The following is a 19,663-nucleotide window of genomic DNA, read 5'->3' as shown; positions in this document are numbered from 1 at the left end:
CTTTTTTATAGCTTGTCTTAAAGTGAAAAGTAGGAAACATGTTAAAATCTCAGACTAAAATGTAATATAATATGGGTTTAATTGGTAGGAATTGATATGAAAATGCGTTTTAATTAAGTTTTAAAATATAAAATATCACTACTCAATAGAATTGAGTAGTGATATGTATATCATTATTTAGATTTATTAACAAAACGATTTTTAAACATTAGTAGACTAAGTCCAGCAGTTAATGCTAATAAACCAGCACTAATACTTAAAATTTCAGCATTATTCTGTTGTCCAGTATCTGGTAAATTTTGTTGTTCCATTTGGTTATCTTGAGCGTTTGGTGTAACGACTCCTTGTGGTGTATTAATTGATTGATTATTTTTATTGGCAATTTTTTGTGTTTCATTTTCTATAGCTTGTTCGTATGCTTCTGGTGAAACTTCTGTTCGTTTTGGTACGTTATTTTCTAATTGTTGATAGTCTTCGTGAGACATACCATCAGGTTTTACACCACCATATGGTCTATTACCTTGCGTAGTTTGATGTGCTTGTTGTTCTTCTTTTGCTTGTTCAAAGATACTTGCAACTTTTTCATTATAATTGACTTGAGATAACTCGCCAGAATCTTTTTGCTGAGTAAGTTGTGTTATTTCATCTTGATATCTTTGTGGTAGAGCAGAGATATCAAAGTCCATGTTTGCCCATCCATCACCGTCTGGGTCAGTACTATTTGGCAGCGTTTCCCCTGTAACAGTTTTAGCACCATTTTCCTCAGCATTAGCTGTGCCGTGGATTCCCGTCACTGCTATTGAACTTGCTAATAATGACGTAAGTAAAATGTTTGATTTTTTCATTAATTATCCCCCTTTACTATTATATTAATATCATAAATATAACCCCCTCATCATTATTGTTCAAAACATTTTAAAAGTAAATTAATAATGTTTGCTATAGAATTTTTTATCTTTGCTAGCAGTAACCTTTTTATTACTAAGATCAATAGTGTTACAAGTACATATTAAATTTTTGCTTTATAGAAATTATTCTATGTTATGTTGTTTTTTTAATGATAAAGCCAAAATGAGTACGATAATCAGTAGAATGCCAATTAATTGAAAACTACGAAACGTAACATTAAGCCAAAAGGCACTTGCTAATATGGCCATAACAGGTTCAATTGTGCCGAAAAGCGTTGTTTCTTTTGCCGATAAGTAATTTAAACTTTCAATAAAGAAAAAGAATGCTATAGCGGTTCCAGCAATAATACCAAAAGTTAAATAAAGTGCAGTCGATCCTGTTAAATGAGACCAGTCAAACTGCCATATAGGTGCTTTGAAATTCATGACAATGCCTGAAATTAACATGGCCCAGCCGACAACTAAAATAGATGGAAACCGAGTTAATAATTGTGTTGCGTAAAGTGTATAGAAAGCAAGTGCTAAGCCTGATATAATCCCCCAAATTACGCTTGGTGTAGATACCACAAGCTTACTAAAAGATCCGTTGGTTAGTAGTAAAAATGTACCTGATAATGTGAGGATAATTGCAACCAAATCAAAAGGTTTAAAGCGTTCTTTACGTCTAATCACATACCAAATAATGATATATACTGGGGCTATGTATTGCAGTAAAGTAGCGACTGCGGCATTACCAAAATTGATAGACGCCATGTAAGCATATTGAACGAGTAACATACCAAGAATTGAGAAAATGATAAGTTGAAATAAGCTATGCTTATTTTTAAATATATCGAATAATGAAGATTTTCTATTTATTATTTTGTAAATCATTAATAAGACGAAGCCACTGATTAATAACCTCGCAGTTACATACCAATTGACATCAATGTCCCTTTGTTGAAAAAGAAAATCTGATACCGTACCACCGAGCCCCCAAAATGAAGCCCCTACAATAGCTAATAAAATACCTATGATTCTAAATTTTGTTTTATTTACCATATCATCACCTGTGAAATATTAATATATTTATACTATAGCGATAAAATAAGCGATATAATATATAAAAATAAGCTTAAAATAGCAAAATATTGAGGTGTCTCATTTATGTATCAAGAAATTATCGTAGAAAATACAAGAGAAGAATTAATACAATTTCCTGATAAACAATGGAAACATATTATTTTACATACACATTTAAATCGCACGATTTTTGGCTATATTCCTATACATTGGCACCACGCATTACAATTCATGTATGTGGTTAATGGAACACTCGATGTTTCAATTGGTGACGACACATTTAATATTAAAAAAGGAGACGGGCTTTTTATCAATTCAAATGTTGTGCATGAGTTAACAAGTGAATTTTCACAAACAGAGTATTATTGTTGGAATATTGAGATACCAGAAACGATCAATTATTTAGAATTTAATTATGTATCAGAAATTATAAATAAAGCACATTATGTCCCCTATATATACTTATCCCAAGATGACAAACAACAAAGAGAACTCTTAGAGATTATTAACTCAGCTGGTCAAATTTATGAAAAACAAAACTCATACTTTGAACTAGATATTACTGCCAAATATTATAAAGCAATAAAATGGTTATTACTGCATTTTGCAGTAGTAAATGAACAAAAGCGTTACTACTTTGATTATCGTATTAAAAGACTGATAACGTATTTGCAAAATCATTTTCACAAGAAAATTTCATTACAAATGTTAAGTGATGAGATTCATATGAGTAAATCTGAAACGGTTAGATGTTTCAAATTTTATGTAAATCAGACCCCTATGCAATACTTGGTGAATTTACGATTAGAACACAGCGTAAGAATGTTGCGTAGTAAACAATCATATACGATTACTGATATTGCAATGGCATGTGGTTTTTCAACAACGAGTTATTTTATTAAAGTTTTTAAAGAAAAATACAAGCTCACCCCAAAACAATTTCAGAAAAAGCAAATAACTGCGACGTCATGACTCAATACGGATTAGAAAAATTGCTAATTATAATGATAAGTAGATACAATAAGTTAAATGCCAAATAAAGGGGTCGTTTTTATGAATATTAAACTGATTGTCGTGGACATGGATGGCACATTTTTAACTGATGATAGCCAATTTAATTACGGGACTTTTCAATTGTTAAAAGAAAATTGTGCAAATCAAGATATTCGCTTTGTCTTTTGTACTGGTAAGCAATGTGAGCGTGTAGAAACGATTGTAGGTGATCTCGCAACGAATACATTTATTGTAGGCGACAGTGCAACACGAATTAAATACAATGGGGATTTTATTTACAATGCAGTGATAGAAAATAAAAAAGCAAAAGAAATTATTGATACGATAAGAGCAATTGATGATACACAAACCATTTTGGCTTGTTCGAAAAACGGTGCATACGTGTTAGACAATATTTCTGAATCAGAGAAAAGGCACGTGCATGGTTCTTATCAACATGTGCACTATATTAAAGATTATAACGATATTGAAGATGATTTATTGAAAATTACTGTTCATGACGCAAGTGCTCACTGTAAAGAGACTGCCGACCGTCTAAAACATTTTGAAAAAGATGTTTATATCGTAGCTTCAGATGAATCATGGATTGACATTGCAGACTTGGGCGTGAATAAAGGAACTACAATTAATCGAATTCAGAATTTACTTCAAATTACACCTTCAGAAACTATTGCATTTGGTGATGGGTATAATGATTTAGATTTATTTAAAGCGGCGAAATATAAAGTCGCTATGGATAATGCTTATCCTGAATTAAAAAAAGAGGCAAATTTAATTGCAATTAATAATAATGAAGATGGCGTTGTACAAACTTTAAACTTACTTTTAGGATTTAAATAAAAGTAGATTTTTATATGAATTGGAAAAATAGTAAGAATTCATAAAATAAATTGTACTTTGTATGATAATATCTATCTAGTGCGTATTTTTATATGCAATATTTAGATGAGGAGGTTCATGCATCGTGAGTACAAAGCAACAATCAAACAACAAATTGATTTTAGCTATTGTGTTAAGTGTGTTAACGTATTGGCTTTTTGCTCAATCGTTTATTAATATATCTACACAGGTTCAACATACCTATCAAACAACACCAGGTGTTGTTAACTTATCTGTCAGTTTAGCATCATTTGCTACTGGTATTTTTATGGTCGGTGCAGGTGACGTTTCTGATAAAATTGGAAAACTAAAAATGACTTATATTGGTATCATTTTTAGTATTTTAGGCTCATTACTTATTATTGTGTCTAGTGTGACAGCGTTCTTATTGGTAGGACGTATGTTGCAAGGACTTTCGGCGGCTATTTTACTTCCTTCTACCGTAGGCGTGATTAATGAGCAATTTAAAGGTAAAGAAATGCGTAGAGCATTTAGCTACTTGATGATCGGTAGCGTTGGTGGTATCGGTTTAGCATCGATGGTTGGGGGATTGATAGCGACATATGTCAATTGGCAATCTAACTTTATCATCTCTATCATTATTTCAATTATTGCATTTTGGTTATTGTGGGGAACAGAAGAAGTAGAAAAAGAAAAAATTGACACAAGACCATTTGACTATATTGGGATGTTTTTATTTGCAGTTTTAATAGGAAGTATTACATTGTTTGCCACACAAGGGTTTGAACAAGGTTGGTTCAGTACCTTTTCAATTACATGTTTTGTGATTTTTATAATTTCTACAGTTATTTTTATATTCTTTGAAAGGCAAAAACATGCACCGTTCATTGATTTTTCATTATTCCGAAATCGTGGTTTTGTTGGTTCTTCAATGATCAATGTTGTACTCAATTCTGGCATAGGTACGACGACAGTATTTAATATGTATGCGCAGACAGAATTAGGATTAAATGCCTTTCAAGCAGGACTTGTGACTGTTCCTTATGTCATTATGGCAGTTGTGATGATCCGTTTAGGAGAAAAATTATCCTTACGCTTTGGAGGCAAGCCACTGTTATTGGTAGGACCACTATTTCCAGCAATAGGAATTATGTTTATCAGTTTAACTGTATTACCAACAGATTGGTATGTAGGCATTGTCGTGTTTGGATTTGTCATTTGTGCTATAGGAAATGGCTTATGTGCTACACCAGGAATTACAGTTGCAATTTTAACAATTCCTGATGAAAAAGTTGGTTTAGCTTCAGGTATCTACAAAATGTGTGCGACACTAGGTGGTGCACTAGGCATTGCGCTTAACACAACTATTTTTGCAGCAGTGCAAGTCAACCATAGTGCTAGTGTAGCTGCGACGACTTCATTTTTAACAGGTTTATTGATTATGATTATAGGTGTGATTTTGACTCAAATCATCATTCCTAAAAATATAAAAGCTTAAGCATATATTGAAATTCATTAATAAATGATACCGCGCTATAAATCTCTTATTTAAAATAAGGACTAATCCGTAAGATAATCATGGATTGGTCCTTTTATATTGCCGTTATTATGAATTTGATATACATGTTTAATAAGCGAACGGTTTAAACTTATTAACTACTTAAACGATTAGTTACAGTTGTTGATGCTTATTTTACATTATTTATAATGCGAACTTTATAGCTATCACTAAGTCAATTACATATATTTATTAAGTTGATTTCAATTAAGAATCAGTTAAATGAACAATAAATGTTTTAACGCTAACGGCTGTTCCAGTTATTTTTATTTCCCATTCATTGTTTTTAAAAGTAACGCTAACCTTCACCTTACCATTTTTACCAATTTCTTGGCCTTGTTCAACGATAAGATTGAGTGGATGGTCTGAATTGTTATGTATGTATTTAACAAAGTAAGCTCCCATAATTCCAGAAGCGGTTCCAGTAACTGGATCCTCTGTTGTTCCAGAGAAAGGTGAAGAAAAATGACGTGCATGCATATTAGCATCTGGATAATATGTTTCAAAACAAAATGGATGAATAGACACGTTAGGCTTTTCGCTTAATATAGAAGGGAATTGGTCATTGTTGGGTTTCATTTTCTTACAAACAGCTAGACTTGTCACTGGAACCAGAAGTGTCCAAACGCCTGTACTTCCATATAAAACTGGTAAATTATCGACGATATCTTCTTCTTCGATACTTAGTGCATGAGCTAAATCTTTATTAGAGCCATTGAATGTCTCAAATTGTGGTGTGGCATGTTGCATAGTGATATATATTTGGTCATTATGAGATACATTCATTCCGATAGCTAAAATGCCTGCTTTAGTTTCAATTGTAATTTCGTTTTTATTTTTTAGTAATTGTTTTTCTTTTAAAGCATAAATCGTGGCAATTGTTGCATGACCACAAAGGTCCATTTCATGGCCTGGCGTGAAGAAACGTATTCTAAGGTCTGCCTTATCAGATTTAACAGGAAATGCAGTTTCATTAAAGCCAATTTTTGATGCAATTTCTTGCATTTCCCAATCTGTTAAATTTTCTGTATCCAATACAACGCCAGCAGGGTTCCCTTTATTGGCTTCTATACTGAATGAGTCATAATGATAAACCTGCACGGATTTAACCATTTCATTCCTCCTGATTTTTAAATTCTCTACAAGTTGTAGAACAATTTACATGAGTTTGTTTAGCAATTTTACTTGTAGCTATTATTTTAAAAGAATTTTAATTGATTTATCAACTTTATTATCTCTTTATATAGAGGTTATGACGCTTTTTAGCCTTTATATTAAACTTTGACTTATCCTTTTTTTACTGCTTGTACGCATATAAAATAGTTTTTAGTTAATCATTAGGTGTTATGTCGCGTTGTTTATGTATGGATTCCTCTACGTAATGATGAATAAAATTAGTCGAATAAGACACATTCCAACCCCCCCTTACTATTTTCAGTAATGAGGGGTTTTTGTGAATTAAACACAGCTATTGTTTTATAAGTGGATTATTACATTTTGATGGGTAAGAATACAAAATTATGTGTTCCGCAATAGACATAACTATTATTGATATTATTAAAAAGGAAACTATGAATGGAATTAGAAAAAGAGTTTGAATTTTATAATTATGTTTTCAACCGGTTACGTTATATTGGTGACCACTTACGATAAAAGTACTGACAAAATAGCAGAGAATTATATAGTATAAGTAAAAAGAGGGGGGCGGTACTATGGAAAGTGACGTACGAGTTCATCTGAAAGTAGACGAAGTTCGCACTATAACAGAAGTAAACATCAATACTTTTGATAGAAAAACAGGTGAAAGTTTATTAGAACACATTAATAATTTCACATTTTCAAATTTAGATAAACTAGGGATTAAAACATCAGAAGGTATATTCATGATCAGTAAATCAGATATCATGTTCGCTGAAATATTTGATAAAGAAATCACAATTACGACAACAGAAAAAGAACTTACAACACGTATGACTTTAAGTACATTACAACACAAGTTGGCCGGCGCTTTCTTTATAAAAATATCTAAATCATCAATTATTAATGTTCATTTTATAAAGAAAGTTAATCCATCCTTCTCAGGTAATCTAATAGCTACACTTACGAATGGCAAGAAAGTGTCTATATCTCGAAGATACGTCAAAAATTTAAATAAAGCATTAGGCATATAACATATAAGGAGAGGATTATAATGAAAAGAACCTTAAAAGAAATGTTACAAGGTGTCGGATTTAGCAGTACCATCACGATTATCTTTCTCGCAGCTAATCACATGAGCATTGGTTTTGGTGATGTATTAGGAATATATTTCTTTGGAGCTACTTGTGGCTTATTATCTAGTATTTATGTAGTAGAAAGTATACCTTTATTACTGCAATTATTCATTCATTTAAGTGGTAGCGTTATTTCATTTATTGTTGTAGCTTATCTTAATCATTGGTTACCGATGGAGGTTTCCACAGTGGTTTCATCAATTACTATATTTGTGATTATTTTTCTAATATTATGGTTAATATTTTTTATTAATAATCTACTACACAGTAAAAAAGTTAACGCGCAACTAAAAAAGTAAGGAAATGAAGGTTGCCAACAAATAACGATATAAAAGCCAGCAGAACAAAGTAATATCATCATTTTTCTTCACATACAGCACATTCTCATGAAACAAAGACGCCACTAAAAATATTAGCATTTTTCAGCAATCACTTGCTTGATATCGCGCTCTAAGGTTTACGATTGAATTATATTCAAAGGAGGTTATATAATATGGGTAAATTTGACAGTCTACAGGACAAAGTTGTAGTTATTGCTGGTGGTGCTAAGAACCTCGGTGGCTTATTAAGCACTACTTACGCTAAAGAAGGCGCTAAATTAGTAATCCATCACCATGATGAAAATTCTTTAGATGATGCAAAAGCGACACTTACAAAAGTTGAAAATCTGGGCGGAGAAGGTACATTATTTTCTGGTGATTTGACCAAGGTTAGCAATGTCAAAGCTTTATTTCAGCATGCTGAAGCAACGTTTGGAAAAGTAGATATTGCAATAAATACTGTAGGAAAAGTGCTTAAAAAACCGATTTCAGAAACGACTGAAGAAGAATTCGATAGCATGGCGGACATCAACGCAAAGTCAGCTTATTTCTTTATTAAATATGCTGAAAAATATATGAATGATCATGGTAAAATCATCACTTTGGCTACTGCATTGCTTGCTGCTTACACCGGTTTTTATTCAACTTATGCTGGTGGCAAAGCACCTGTTGAGCATTATACACGCGCAGCATCCTCAGAATTTATGGATAGAGGGATTTCAGTGAACGCTGTCGCTCCAGGGCCAATGGATACGCCATTCTTCTATCCACAAGAAGGCGATGATGCTGTAGCATTCCATAAATCCCAAGCGCTTCATAACCAACTTACAAAAATAGAAGACATCGCGCCGATTATTACTTTCTTAACTTTAGATGGATGGTGGATCAACGGTCAAACATTATTTGCAAATGGTGGTTATACGACTCGCTAGTTTACTTTTTAATCATAAGGAGGTCATTTTGATATGTATTACTTTTTAGCAATATTTAAAGGGAAAGAAACAGATATCAAAATTATTACAGAAGCCAAGGTAATAGATGAAAAGAATGTATCTGTGCCAAGTCATAATTACGTTAAAGCATTAGCCGAAGAGATTATTGAGCTATCGCATCAAAATAATTTATTCCATAATGATATTAAAAGCATTGGTTTGAGTATAGATAATCCTGAACACATTGGTTATAACAGTGTGGCGTCATTAAAACATGATATGACATCAACATTTGGATTTGAAGCTATCATTGACAATGATTATGAAGAACTGCTAGTTCAACTTATGAAATAGACAAAAAGGTGACTTTATAAGGTCACCTTTTTTAGGAGGTAAATTATGCAAGTCAAACAAGTTGCCGATAATTTAGGTATCAGTGAACACACCATTCGATATTATGATAAAGCAGGGCTCTTTCCTTTTGTTCAGAGAAATAAGAATGGTTATAGAGATTTTTCAGAAGAAGACTTATATTGGATTGAATTTATAAAATGCATGCGTCAGACACATATGCCTATATCAAAATTAAAAGAAATTGCGGAGTTATATCATCAAGGCAGTGACACAAAAACGAAGCGGAAAAGTATATTTTTGGAACATCAAAAAAATTTAATTGAACAAAAAAAGATTATAGATCAAGGGCTTCAAACATTAGAAGAAAAATTTATATTGTTGGAGAATGAATAGATAAAAGTACAGTGCGAGTGGTAGCAGCAAGTGAAATACAAATGACTGTTTCCTTTTTTATAGTACCTTACAACAGAAAATGTAATGAATACGTCTGGGACAAAGCAATGATGTCCCAGATTTTTTATCGTCTTCGGATATATCCTTTTTTTAATAAAACATTTTGTTTGCCTAGTTCTCTTTCAATGATTTTCATATTTTCCTTCACACACTTCCAAAACCGTCATAGCAGATGTTGTGGATATTTTCACAATTCACTATAATCGTAAAATTTAAAATTTTTGCATAAATTTCAAAAATAATGGTATATTACATGTAAGGGCTTACATACATAAAGAAAGGAGATATTTATCACTCAATATTTTATTAGTTGGATTAAACATAGATAGGAGAAACTGTATGAAAATTATTCCATTTTCAGATTTGAAAGACATCGTAAAAGAAGGTGATGTTATAGCTCTGGCAGCCTTATCTACAGCAAATTTACCAGCTGAGATACTTAAAACGTTAGTCGAACAATATGATGAGGATCAATCACTTAATAATTTAACGTTCATGCTTGCTAATGATATTAGTGACTATAGAGGTGACAGTTATGATTTAGATTCATTCGTTTCAAGGGGTATGGTTAAACGATTAATCACGAGTATTATTACTGGTTCACCAGCATCGATTCAAGCAATGCAGAACAATGAAATAGAGGCTTATTTCCTTCCTCAAGGTGTTATAACCACACATTATCGAGGAAGTACGGAAGCTTTTCCAGGGCCGATTACTAAAATTGGTTTAAATACAAATGTGGATCCACGTTATTCTGGTGGAAAAGTCAATACATGTACGACTGAGGATTTGGTTTCTTTAATAAATATCAATGATGACACTTATTTGAAATATCAGTTTCCAGAAATTGATGTAGCTTTACTAAGAGGTACATATGCTGATGAAGCAGGCAATATTTATATGAAGCATGAGACACACTTAGGAGAAGGTTTTAGTTTAGCAGCAGCTACGCATAAAAATAATGGAAAGGTCATTGTTCAAGTGAAAGAAGTGATTCAAAGTGGTCGTTTCAATCCAAATGAAGTGTTTATACCTGGCAAATTAGTAGATTATATTGTAGTGAACCGTGATCCAAAATATCATAGACAAGTGATTCAAACGTACTATGATCCGGCACTTTCAGGACATTATCAAATTACAGAGATGCGAGAACCATATATAGAATTGAACACTCGAAAAGTAATTTTGAGACGTGCTGCTCAATTTTTACTTCAAGGTGATGTCATCAGTATTGGTTTTGGCATAAATAATGAGTTATCCAATGTTTTAACTGAAGAAGGGGTTAATAATTTAGTACAGCCCAATATAGATACAGGCGTGTTTGGTGGTTTGATTAGTAGCGGAAAATATTTTGGTATGAACTATAACTTAAGTGCACGTATGAGACACGATATGACTTGGGATTTCATTTATAACGGAGGCGTTGATATAGCCTTTCTAGCTTTGCTCAAGTAGATTCCAAAGGTAATGTAAATGTCTCAAAATTTGGCAATAAAATGAATGGCTGTGGTGGGTTTATCGACATAAGTCAAACGGTAAAAACAATTGTCTTTTCCGGTTCGTTAGTTGTCGGGGGTCAACTAAGTTATGAACAGCGCAAGGTTAATGTAGAACAAGAAGGTCACATACCAAAATTTATCAATGAAATTGATAATATTGATTTCAATGTTGAAAATGCGTTTTTGCTTGAACAAGAGATTTACTTTGTCACCGAAAGGGCTGTATTTGAACTCACACAACAGGGATTAATGCTCATTGAAATAGCTCCTGGTCTTGATTTAGAGCGAGATATTCTAGCAAATATGGAATTCAAGCCGCTCATTGCAACGCATTTGAAAGAAATAAATAGCGATATTTATCAAGATAAGTGGGGAGGATTGTCTGATGCAATAAAGTCGGATTATCGTATTTAAACTAAGGGGGAGAAAAATATGAACTACGACTGGATTAAAACAAGAGCGACATTTGATGATGAAAAAGCCGCAGTGATTGACCCATTCAAAGGCACAGAATGGACTTATCAAGATTTAAATATTCGTGCAGAAAATTTAGCTAATCATTTACAAGATCAAGGTGTAAAACGTGGCGATGTCGTCGGTATATTTACACCTAATGACGTAGCATTATTAGATTTGATGTTCGCTTCATTTAAATTGGGGGCTGTATACTTACCAATTAACTGGCGTTTGAAAACACAGGAAATAAAAAGTGTGATTGCAGATTCAAATGTCAAACTCATTTTTTACGCTGAGAAGCATGTCTCAAGTTTAGAAGGTATTGCAGATGACTTACTGCACATGGATATTGACTCAAAAGTATATGATGATATAGTAGATCCTTCGCAACACCGTCCTTTCAATACTGTTAATGTGGAAGGAAACGATTTAGCATCGTTAATGTATACAAGCGGTACAACGGGATTACCTAAAGGAGTTATGTTTTCATACGATTCTTTTGTAAATAATCCAATCAATATTGCACTGACTTATAAAATTAATTCGACATATACAACAATTATTTCCACACCAATGTTCCATGTCTTAGGATTTAACGATTTGACACTGCCTTTATTAATGGCTGGAGGCACTCTGATATTACAGCGTTATTTCAATGGCGAAGCGCTAAATGATTTAATGGCTCAGTACAAACCAAACTATTTAATTCAGATTCCAACGATGTATTATGCCATGTTGGTAGCAGAAAATTTCGACTTAAAAAACTTTGAAAGTATCGATTTCTTAATTCAAGGTGGTTCATCACCTTTACCAATGGTGCAAAAGAAATTTAATAGTTTAGGCTATTCAATTATTAACGGTTATGGCTTAACTGAAGCACCGCTCGTAATGGTCAATACACCGGAAAATGGTGCGCAGAAACCAGGCAGTATTGGTAAACCAGTCATGTTTATGGATATATGCATATTCGATGATAACTTTGAAGAGGTAGAAGTTGGTGAAATCGGTGAACTTGGCGTTCGTGGTAATAATATAACACCTGGTTATTGGAACAAACCTGAAGAAACTGCAAAAACATTTCATGGCGAATATTTCTTAACAGGCGATTTAGCAAAAGTAGACGAAGATGGTGATGTCTATATCGTTGATCGTCGTAAAGAAATGATTATTACTGGTGGTGAGAATGTCCTACCTTCCGAAGTGGAAACGGTATTAGCAGAACACCCACTCGTAGCTCAAGGGGTTGTCGTTGGATATGATAGTCCTAAATATGGTGAATCAGTTGCTGCAGCAGTTGTGCTTACCGAAGATGATCCGGATTTTGAAGCAAAATTAGATGCGCATATGCGTGAAAATATTGCTGGTTATAAAATACCGAGATTATATTTGAAATTGACACACATGCCATTGAACTCTACATCAAAAGCAGACAAATTAGAACTTCAGAAATACATGAATGAGAAAGCTCAACAAGAAGCCAAAGGTGTTGACGATTTGAATTAAAATAAAATGCTGAAAAGCACAAAATTTTTTTACTATAAATGTAAGCGCTATCAAAAAATGGAGGTTTTAATTATGCCAACAAAAGAAGAAACACTAAAAGCATTGTACCCAGAAGATATTTTAAGTATTGGAAAAGATTTAACGGAAGGCGAAGTGAAATTATTAAAACAATTGAATGATATGTTAGAAGAAAAATATCGTGATTCTGTGAATGAACATTGGTTAAATGCCACTGAGCCAGAAGGTTATTTTGACGAGTTAGGAAAACTTAACTATTTTAATAATCCATTGCTGTTTGAAGGTCGTGAAGGCGCCCGTACACCGAGTCAAATGTTCCAGTTTTTCATGTCATATACGATTGCAAGATTTGATGTATCTTTAGCAACATTGTTAGGTGTGCATCAAGGATTAGGACATAATTCATTTTGGTTTGGCGGTAGTAAAGAACAACAGGCCTATTATCTACCCAAGTTACAATCACATGAATTACGTACTTGTTTTGCGCTGACAGAACCAGAACATGGCTCTGATGTCGCAGGAGGGTTAGAAACAACTGCAAAACGTCAAGGCGATGAATGGATTATTAATGGAGAAAAGAAATGGATTGGTGGAGCAAATGTTTCAGATGTCATGCCAGTCTATGCCGTAGATGTTGAAACTGGCAAACCGAAAGGATTTATAATTGAGCCAAGTCAAGAAGGCGTAGAAATTGAACTGTTAGAACATAAAATTGCACTAAGAATCGTACCTAATGCAAAAATTCGTTTGAAAAATGTTGTCGTCAAAGAAGAACAGCGTTTACAAAATATCAATAGCTTTAAAGATATCGCGAAAGTTTTATATTCAACACGTGCAGGTGTGGCTTATATGGCGACAGGTGCAATGGCTGGCGCATTGAAAGCAACGACAGATTACGTAACAAAACGTAAACAATTCGGTAAAGAAATTAGTAAATTCCAACTTATTCAAGAAAAATTGGCAATGATGCAAGGAAACTTAGCACAAGCCATGGCTACATGTGCACAGCTCGCACGTATGCAAGCTAACGGTGAATATGATGAAGTAGCGACTTCAACAGCTAAGATGATGAATTCATTAAGATTGAGAGAGACTGTAGCCATGGGTCGTGGTGTTCATGGTGGTAACGGTATATTAGCTGGAGAATATGATATCGCTCGTTTCTTTGCAGATGCAGAAGCAATATACACATACGAAGGTACACACGAAGTCAATGCATTAGTTATCGGTAGAGCAATTACAGGAGATTCCGCATTTATATAAAGATTTATGTGTAAGATGTTAATGAAAAAATTGGAGGGTTTAGTATGACGATAAGAAAAGCAACAGTGCTAGGTGCAGGAACAATGGGTAGTCAAATTGCTGCACTACTTGTAAATGCAGGCTTAAAAGTTAAATTATTGGATATTGTCATTGATGAAAATGATCCTAACAAAATCTCGAAAAAGGCTTATGAAGCAATTACAAATCCTAAACGTCCACAACTGTTTGATTTATCATTTGCCTCAAACTTATCATACGGTAATTTCAATGAAGATTTACAAGATGATGATGCAGATATATATATTGAGGCGGTTAAAGAAGAAGTGGACATAAAGCATCAAATTTGGGATCAAGTTAAAAAAGTAGCGAATAATGATGCAGTGTTTGCAACAAATACTTCAGGTATTCCAATTGAAGCAATTGCAGAGGTATTTGATGATAGTGATAAAGAAAGATTTTTCGGTATGCACTTCTTCAATCCACCTAGAATCATGAAATTAGTGGAAATTATCCCCAATAAACAAACACATTCAGCGGTTGTTGAACGGGTACAAACCTTTGCAGAAGATGTATTAGGTAAAGGGGTAATTGTAGCAAATGATGTACCTGGTTTTGTTGCCAATAGAGTTGGCACACAAACAATGAATGATATTATGTATCGCGCAGAACAGCAAGGTTTCTCTATTACTGATGTTGATGCATTAACTGGTCGCAGTATTGGTCGACCTAAAATGGGCACATATGGGCTGTCTGATTTAGTAGGATTAGATATTGCTATGGCTGTAATCAAAGGATTGCAAAAAATTCCAGAAGAGCAACCATTCTTCAAAGATGTAACACTTTCTGAAAAATTAGCCGAAAATGGTGCACTCGGAAATAAAACAAAACAAGGGTTTTATAAAAAAGTAAATAAACAACGTTATGTTTATGATGAACAGCAAAATGATTACGTTGAGCCAAAACAGCCACAACTAGAAATTTTAGGTCATTTTAGTAAAGACCTTGCCTCAAATTTAGATGTTATCTTTAATGCACAAGATGATGCAGGTGTATTCTTATGGGAAACATTGAGAAATAATTTCTATTATTCAGCATTGAATGTACCAAAAGCTGCGGAAGATTTTAAAGATATTGACCGCGCATTAGTTTGGGGATTCAACTGGAAATTAGGACCATTCCAATTATGGGATTTAATGGGATATGAACGTGTTAAATCTCGTATGAAAGAAGAATTAGGTCAGTTACCAGATTGGATTGAGCAACGCAACGAACCGTTTTATGCTGAAAGTGAATCTATTGAACGCGTGACACCTGTAACAGCTTATATCGATTCAGAATTGTGGGATAGATCCGATTCTAATTTATCTATAGCAAATAAAGATCAATTATTATTAAAATTACAAAGTAAAAATAATGTCATTTCAAATAGCTTTTTATCTGACTTATTAGAAGCTATTGATAAGCTTGAAAATGAAGACTTCACGAGCATGGTGATTTACGCAGGTGGTAACAACTTTAGTGTAGGTGCTAATTTATATCAAATGAAGAAAGCACATGAAGACGGGAAAGTGGTTTCTGAAGTAGGTGAAGCGGTCGAACAATTACACCATGTATTTGCGAGACTAAAACATGCGTTGAAACCTGTTGTAACAGCTGTTCAAGGACGTGCATTAGGAGGCGGTTGTGAACTTGTATTACATTCACCAATTGTTGTAGCGGCGAGTGAGTCTTACATTGGCCTTGTAGAAACAGGTGTAGGTTTATTGCCAGCAGGTGGCGGACTAGCAGAACTAACAGATCGTATTATGCGTACAAATCATAAAAAAGATGATAAACAAGCGTCTATTACCAATATTTTAATGCAAATTGGCTTTGCTAAAGTATCTACAAACGCTTATGAAGCAAAAAGATATGGCTATTTAAAAGAAACAGATACAGTTATTTTAAATACCGAAAGACGTATTGAAATTGCATTGAAACGTGCGCGCTATGAATCTGAAGCGAATTATGTACCACTTCCAAAAACTCAATATATCGCTTTAGGTCGAGACTTTAAAGCGTTAGCGGAAGGTCAATTAGATGCACAGCGTGTGGGTCACTTTATTAGTGATTACGATTATGAAATAACATTGAAGATTGCAGAAGTACTAAGTGGTGGAGATGTTCCACGTAACACCTATGTAAATCAAAGATATTTACAAAAACTTGAAAAAGAAAGATTTTTAGAATTACTTCAAAATAAAAAAACATACGATAGAATTTCTCACATGTTAGAAAAAGGAAAACCGCTACGCAACTAATAATCGAACATTATAGAGGAAAGGGTGAAACTAAATGCGAGACGCGTATATAGTAGCTTATGGACGTTCAGCAACTGGTAAAGCAAAAAATGGTGCAATGACTCATGAAAGACCTGATGAAGTAGCTGCAAAAGTATTGAAAGGTGTTTTAGAAAGAGTTGGAGGTTCATTTGAACCTAGTATGGTTGAAGATGTCATTGTTGGGAATTCATTTCCAGAAGGCTTGCAAGGACAAAATATTGCTAGAACAATCGCCTTATTAGCAGGGATGCCAAATGAAGTACCTGGTCAAACAGTCAATCGTTATTGTTCTTCAGGCTTACAAACAATTGCACATGCAGCAAATCAAATTATAGCGGACCAAGCAGACATTCTAGTTGCTGGAGGTATTGAACTTATGAGTGCGGTACCGATGGGGGGCAATGAGCCAACTAATAACCCGATACTACAAGACGAAGATTCTGGTGTATCTTATCCAATGGGGTTAACTGCAGAAATGGTGGCTGACACTTACAAGGTTTCTAGAGAAGATCAAGATGCCTATGCAGTACAAAGTCATGCCCGTGCTGCTAAAGCACAAGCAGAAGGTAAATTTGAAGATGAAATTATTCCGATTGAAGTGAATAAAGTGGATTATGATGAAAATGGTCCGGTCGTATCGCAGGCAGTATTTAAAGATGATGAATTGATTAGACCAGATACGAATCAAGAAGCATTATCTAAATTACCCACTGTTTTTAAGGCGGATGGCACAGTGACTGCAGGCTCCTCGGCACCCTTAACTGACGGTTCAGGCTTTGTAGTAGTAATGTCAGGTGAAAAGGTAAAGGAATTAGGCGTAGAACCAATTGCGAGATTCGTAGGTTTTAAAGCAGTTGGTGTAGATCCTAAATTGATGGGGATTGGACCTGCTTATGCAATTCCTGAAGTGTTAAAACAGGCAAACTTGAATGTAGATGATATTGATTTAGTAGAGTTGAATGAAGCATTTGCATCTCAAACAATCGCTTCAATGAGAGAGACAGGTTTAGATGCTCAAAAGACGAATGTTAACGGCGGAGCAATTGCCTTAGGTCATCCATTGGGTGCTACGGGTGCGATGTTGGTTGGCAGATTACTTTCAGAAATGAAAAAACGCCCGGATACACAATATGGTATGGTAACGATGTGTATTGGTGTAGGTATGGGTGCTGCCGGTATTTTTGAATATGTAAGATAATAGTTTAGTAATTAGCTAGTAAAGTAATAAAACACTGAAATAACTATATTCTGTTAGGAATGAGTATAGACAATGCATATGCTCCCTTCAAAGTGACATTTAAAAAATGAAACTTGAAGGGAGCTTTTCTATGCTGAAAACTATTTTAGTATATGTTCATCGCATATAAAGTGATAAGGCAGGATGAGCATTGATAGGTCAGGTTTATGAGCGTAAGCGTTGCTTTGCTGTGTGTGTAGCTTTGGTTACTTTTTCGTTATAACGTGCTTTTCCTAGACCAAAATCGGGCATGTTAATATAAATATTTTCATATTGATTCGCATCGACATTATAAGTCTCATGATAAAAACCTACAGCATCATTTTGCTTAAGTTCTTTCATAAAACGTCGCCATGCTTTTAAATGTACCGGCATTTTTGAATAAGAAAGTAATTTTTCATTGGATTCCCAATATTGAACAATCATCACACCACGATGTTTAAATAGCATTTCAAAAGATAAACATCCCAGCGTTTTATCTTTTGATAATTCTCTGAGCATAGGTGGCATAGCTAAGAGTACAGGTAACCATTTATGAATTTTATACCATTTATTTATACGAAGTCCTATTAGAAAAACTGTGACTGAGGCATTGGGTATTACAGTGTATCTCCCTTTATTCATGTTTTTCACCCTTTCTTTTTGAAAGCATAGCGTTAATTTCATTGATATCGTTTTGATTACGTTTCGCTTCTATTGACCAAATGATAAAATAGACAATTGTATAGATAATGATAAAAGATACTAAAGCTGAAACTTTAAGTGGAAACCATCCCGCTAGTATTGCTAAAGGGAGCATGATAACGAACATTAGGGTGAAGTGCACAGATGTTTTAAATAATAATGACTTTCTAGAACTTGAAAATATGAGTGCTCCAAAACTAAATGTAATACCAATTAATGCCCAGATGATAACTGCGATAAACATTGTTTGTAATTCGCTTAAATATTGAAAGTATAAATGACCCATTGTTGAGACAGGGGAGACTGGATGAAATGAAGTATGTGAAAAAACAACTGAAAAAAATAAAGAAATGATAACTCCAATAGCAATACCTGTGATTGCGCCGTGTAATAAGCGTTTCATAATTTTAAAGCCTCCTTGATTAATGGTAAATACCTTCTTGATGAATAAGTGAAATCATTATTAGTAAAACGAATTTCAATTGTGCCATTTTTATTGAGTTTCAAATAATCAATATAATTAATATTTATTATTTCAGATTTAGAGATTTGTAGAAAATAGGTGTTGATTTGAGATTTGATTTCGTATAGTCGCTGATTCATTGTAAATTGTTTGTCTGCGGTAATCATAGTAAGAATTTTATTTTCTATGCGAAAGGAAATAATATCTTCTTGTTTTATAAAGTGTGTTTCCCCTTTATATTTTCCAGGAAATAACTTCGTTTTGGCTAATTTGTTAATATAGTTTACAATGTCATTCACGTGCTCAGTGTGTTCATTGACTTCAATGATTACTTGATTGTTGTCTAAATGCTGATTATATATTACCTTCACATCCATGCTCAGTTCGCCTCCTTCTTATTGATAAGTAAAACAAATAAATGATTTGATTACCATACAAAATAGGTAAGTGGTTGTAATATTATTCTAAACGGCATTTTTAACAGCAATTTAGTATAAAAAAACCA

General features: G+C 33.7%; 18 protein-coding genes and 1 pseudogene. 13 read left to right on the top strand and 6 right to left on the bottom strand.

Features of this window, described 5'->3' with window-relative positions:
• Nucleotides 1–173 precede the first annotated feature (173 nt).
• Nucleotides 174–845: an LPXTG cell wall anchor domain-containing protein gene (locus HMPREF2586_RS05230; RefSeq protein ID WP_070657205.1), complete on the bottom strand. Its 672-nt coding sequence runs from the start codon at nt 843–845 to the stop codon at nt 174–176.
• 186 nt (nt 846–1,031) lie between these two features.
• A complete protein-coding gene (locus HMPREF2586_RS05225; RefSeq protein WP_070657208.1) occupies nt 1,032–1,949 on the bottom strand; it encodes a DMT family transporter in 918 nt (305 codons plus the stop codon).
• A gap of 105 nt (nt 1,950–2,054) precedes the next feature.
• Here HMPREF2586_RS05225 and HMPREF2586_RS05220 point away from each other — a divergent pair, with 105 nt between their 5' ends.
• From HMPREF2586_RS05220 to HMPREF2586_RS05210, 3 genes are all read left to right on the top strand, one after another.
• A complete protein-coding gene (locus tag HMPREF2586_RS05220; RefSeq protein WP_070657211.1) occupies nt 2,055–2,942 on the top strand; it encodes an AraC family transcriptional regulator in 888 nt (295 codons plus the stop codon).
• 81 nt (nt 2,943–3,023) lie between these two features.
• The gene (locus tag HMPREF2586_RS05215; RefSeq protein ID WP_070657214.1) at nt 3,024–3,824 is read left to right on the top strand and encodes a Cof-type HAD-IIB family hydrolase; all 801 of its coding nucleotides are present in this window, start codon (nt 3,024–3,026) and stop codon (nt 3,822–3,824) included.
• A 121-nt stretch (nt 3,825–3,945) separates the two neighbouring features.
• Nucleotides 3,946–5,322, top strand: a complete 1,377-nt coding sequence (locus HMPREF2586_RS05210) for an MFS transporter (RefSeq protein ID WP_371090914.1) — start codon at nt 3,946–3,948, stop codon at nt 5,320–5,322.
• Nucleotides 5,323–5,589: 267 nt separating this feature from the next.
• Here HMPREF2586_RS05210 and HMPREF2586_RS05205 read toward each other — a convergent pair whose 3' ends face one another.
• Complete coding sequence (locus HMPREF2586_RS05205) at nt 5,590–6,495, bottom strand: PhzF family phenazine biosynthesis isomerase (RefSeq protein WP_070657217.1); 906 nt, start codon at nt 6,493–6,495, stop codon at nt 5,590–5,592.
• A gap of 599 nt (nt 6,496–7,094) precedes the next feature.
• Between HMPREF2586_RS05205 and HMPREF2586_RS05200 the strand changes: the two genes are divergently transcribed.
• The 10 genes and pseudogenes from HMPREF2586_RS05200 (at nt 7,095) to HMPREF2586_RS05155 (ending at nt 17,972) form a co-directional block, all read left to right on the top strand.
• Nucleotides 7,095–7,553: a LytTR family DNA-binding domain-containing protein gene (locus tag HMPREF2586_RS05200; RefSeq protein ID WP_070657220.1), complete on the top strand. Its 459-nt coding sequence runs from the start codon at nt 7,095–7,097 to the stop codon at nt 7,551–7,553.
• A 20-nt stretch (nt 7,554–7,573) separates the two neighbouring features.
• A complete protein-coding gene (locus HMPREF2586_RS05195) occupies nt 7,574–7,954 on the top strand; it encodes a DUF3021 domain-containing protein (RefSeq protein WP_070657223.1) in 381 nt (126 codons plus the stop codon).
• 194 nt (nt 7,955–8,148) lie between these two features.
• Nucleotides 8,149–8,907, top strand: coding sequence for an SDR family oxidoreductase (locus HMPREF2586_RS05190; protein ID WP_070038498.1), 759 nt, complete (start codon nt 8,149–8,151; stop codon nt 8,905–8,907).
• A 33-nt stretch (nt 8,908–8,940) separates the two neighbouring features.
• A complete protein-coding gene (locus tag HMPREF2586_RS05185) occupies nt 8,941–9,261 on the top strand; it encodes a hypothetical protein (protein WP_046207146.1) in 321 nt (106 codons plus the stop codon).
• A gap of 45 nt (nt 9,262–9,306) precedes the next feature.
• Nucleotides 9,307–9,654: a MerR family transcriptional regulator gene (locus tag HMPREF2586_RS05180; RefSeq protein WP_070657226.1), complete on the top strand. Its 348-nt coding sequence runs from the start codon at nt 9,307–9,309 to the stop codon at nt 9,652–9,654.
• 399 nt (nt 9,655–10,053) lie between these two features.
• Nucleotides 10,054–11,627 (top strand): annotated as a pseudogene (locus HMPREF2586_RS05175) (malonate decarboxylase subunit alpha).
• An 18-nt stretch (nt 11,628–11,645) separates the two neighbouring features.
• On the top strand, nt 11,646–13,172 hold the full coding sequence (locus HMPREF2586_RS05170; RefSeq protein ID WP_064209693.1) for a long-chain-fatty-acid--CoA ligase FadD: 1,527 nt from the start codon (nt 11,646–11,648) through the stop codon (nt 13,170–13,172).
• A gap of 72 nt (nt 13,173–13,244) precedes the next feature.
• Nucleotides 13,245–14,453, top strand: a complete 1,209-nt coding sequence (locus HMPREF2586_RS05165; RefSeq protein ID WP_046207142.1) for an acyl-CoA dehydrogenase FadE — start codon at nt 13,245–13,247, stop codon at nt 14,451–14,453.
• A 44-nt stretch (nt 14,454–14,497) separates the two neighbouring features.
• A complete protein-coding gene (locus tag HMPREF2586_RS05160) occupies nt 14,498–16,753 on the top strand; it encodes a 3-hydroxyacyl-CoA dehydrogenase/crotonase FadB (protein WP_070657232.1) in 2,256 nt (751 codons plus the stop codon).
• Nucleotides 16,754–16,787: 34 nt separating this feature from the next.
• Entirely contained in the window at nt 16,788–17,972 is a 1,185-nt protein-coding gene (locus tag HMPREF2586_RS05155) for a thiolase family protein (RefSeq protein WP_070812657.1), read from the top strand.
• 204 nt (nt 17,973–18,176) lie between these two features.
• Here the strand turns inward: HMPREF2586_RS05155 and HMPREF2586_RS05150 are convergent, their stop codons facing one another.
• Genes HMPREF2586_RS05150 through HMPREF2586_RS05140 form a run of 3 tightly spaced genes read right to left on the bottom strand, consistent with a single transcriptional unit; the run spans nt 18,177 to nt 19,535 of the window.
• The gene (locus tag HMPREF2586_RS05150) at nt 18,177–18,635 is read right to left on the bottom strand and encodes a DUF4188 domain-containing protein (protein WP_070657235.1); all 459 of its coding nucleotides are present in this window, start codon (nt 18,633–18,635) and stop codon (nt 18,177–18,179) included.
• Complete coding sequence (locus tag HMPREF2586_RS05145; protein WP_046207138.1) at nt 18,628–19,098, bottom strand: DUF3021 domain-containing protein; 471 nt, start codon at nt 19,096–19,098, stop codon at nt 18,628–18,630. The genes HMPREF2586_RS05150 and HMPREF2586_RS05145 overlap by 8 nt, the downstream gene beginning before the upstream one ends.
• Nucleotides 19,095–19,535: a LytTR family DNA-binding domain-containing protein gene (locus HMPREF2586_RS05140; protein WP_052722064.1), complete on the bottom strand. Its 441-nt coding sequence runs from the start codon at nt 19,533–19,535 to the stop codon at nt 19,095–19,097. Before HMPREF2586_RS05140 ends, HMPREF2586_RS05145 begins: the two co-directional genes overlap by 4 nt.
• Nucleotides 19,536–19,663: the final 128 nt, after the last annotated feature.

Origin of the sequence: Staphylococcus sp. HMSC034G07 (genome assembly GCF_001835975.1) — a bacterium.
Lineage (GTDB): Bacteria > Bacillota > Bacilli > Staphylococcales > Staphylococcaceae > Staphylococcus > Staphylococcus ureilyticus.
Note: the sequence above shows the minus strand (reverse complement) of the source record. Positions and strands in the feature narration are given on the sequence as shown.

Excerpts from the sequence above, each read along its gene's own strand:
- HMPREF2586_RS05230 (WP_070657205.1), bottom strand. The coding sequence starts at position 845 with ATGAAAAAATCAAACATTTTACTTACGTCATTATTAGCAAGTTCAATA.
- HMPREF2586_RS05225 (WP_070657208.1), bottom strand. The coding sequence starts at position 1,949 with ATGGTAAATAAAACAAAATTTAGAATCATAGGTATTTTATTAGCTATT.
- HMPREF2586_RS05220 (WP_070657211.1), top strand. The coding sequence starts at position 2,055 with ATGTATCAAGAAATTATCGTAGAAAATACAAGAGAAGAATTAATACAA.
- HMPREF2586_RS05215 (WP_070657214.1), top strand. The coding sequence starts at position 3,024 with ATGAATATTAAACTGATTGTCGTGGACATGGATGGCACATTTTTAACT.
- HMPREF2586_RS05205 (WP_070657217.1), bottom strand. The coding sequence starts at position 6,495 with ATGGTTAAATCCGTGCAGGTTTATCATTATGACTCATTCAGTATAGAA.
- HMPREF2586_RS05200 (WP_070657220.1), top strand. The coding sequence starts at position 7,095 with ATGGAAAGTGACGTACGAGTTCATCTGAAAGTAGACGAAGTTCGCACT.
- HMPREF2586_RS05195 (WP_070657223.1), top strand. The coding sequence starts at position 7,574 with ATGAAAAGAACCTTAAAAGAAATGTTACAAGGTGTCGGATTTAGCAGT.
- HMPREF2586_RS05190 (WP_070038498.1), top strand. The coding sequence starts at position 8,149 with ATGGGTAAATTTGACAGTCTACAGGACAAAGTTGTAGTTATTGCTGGT.
- HMPREF2586_RS05185 (WP_046207146.1), top strand. The coding sequence starts at position 8,941 with ATGTATTACTTTTTAGCAATATTTAAAGGGAAAGAAACAGATATCAAA.
- HMPREF2586_RS05180 (WP_070657226.1), top strand. The coding sequence starts at position 9,307 with ATGCAAGTCAAACAAGTTGCCGATAATTTAGGTATCAGTGAACACACC.
- HMPREF2586_RS05170 (WP_064209693.1), top strand. The coding sequence starts at position 11,646 with ATGAACTACGACTGGATTAAAACAAGAGCGACATTTGATGATGAAAAA.
- HMPREF2586_RS05165 (WP_046207142.1), top strand. The coding sequence starts at position 13,245 with ATGCCAACAAAAGAAGAAACACTAAAAGCATTGTACCCAGAAGATATT.
- HMPREF2586_RS05160 (WP_070657232.1), top strand. The coding sequence starts at position 14,498 with ATGACGATAAGAAAAGCAACAGTGCTAGGTGCAGGAACAATGGGTAGT.
- HMPREF2586_RS05155 (WP_070812657.1), top strand. The coding sequence starts at position 16,788 with ATGCGAGACGCGTATATAGTAGCTTATGGACGTTCAGCAACTGGTAAA.
- HMPREF2586_RS05150 (WP_070657235.1), bottom strand. The coding sequence starts at position 18,635 with ATGAATAAAGGGAGATACACTGTAATACCCAATGCCTCAGTCACAGTT.
- HMPREF2586_RS05145 (WP_046207138.1), bottom strand. The coding sequence starts at position 19,098 with ATGAAACGCTTATTACACGGCGCAATCACAGGTATTGCTATTGGAGTT.
- HMPREF2586_RS05140 (WP_052722064.1), bottom strand. The coding sequence starts at position 19,535 with ATGGATGTGAAGGTAATATATAATCAGCATTTAGACAACAATCAAGTA.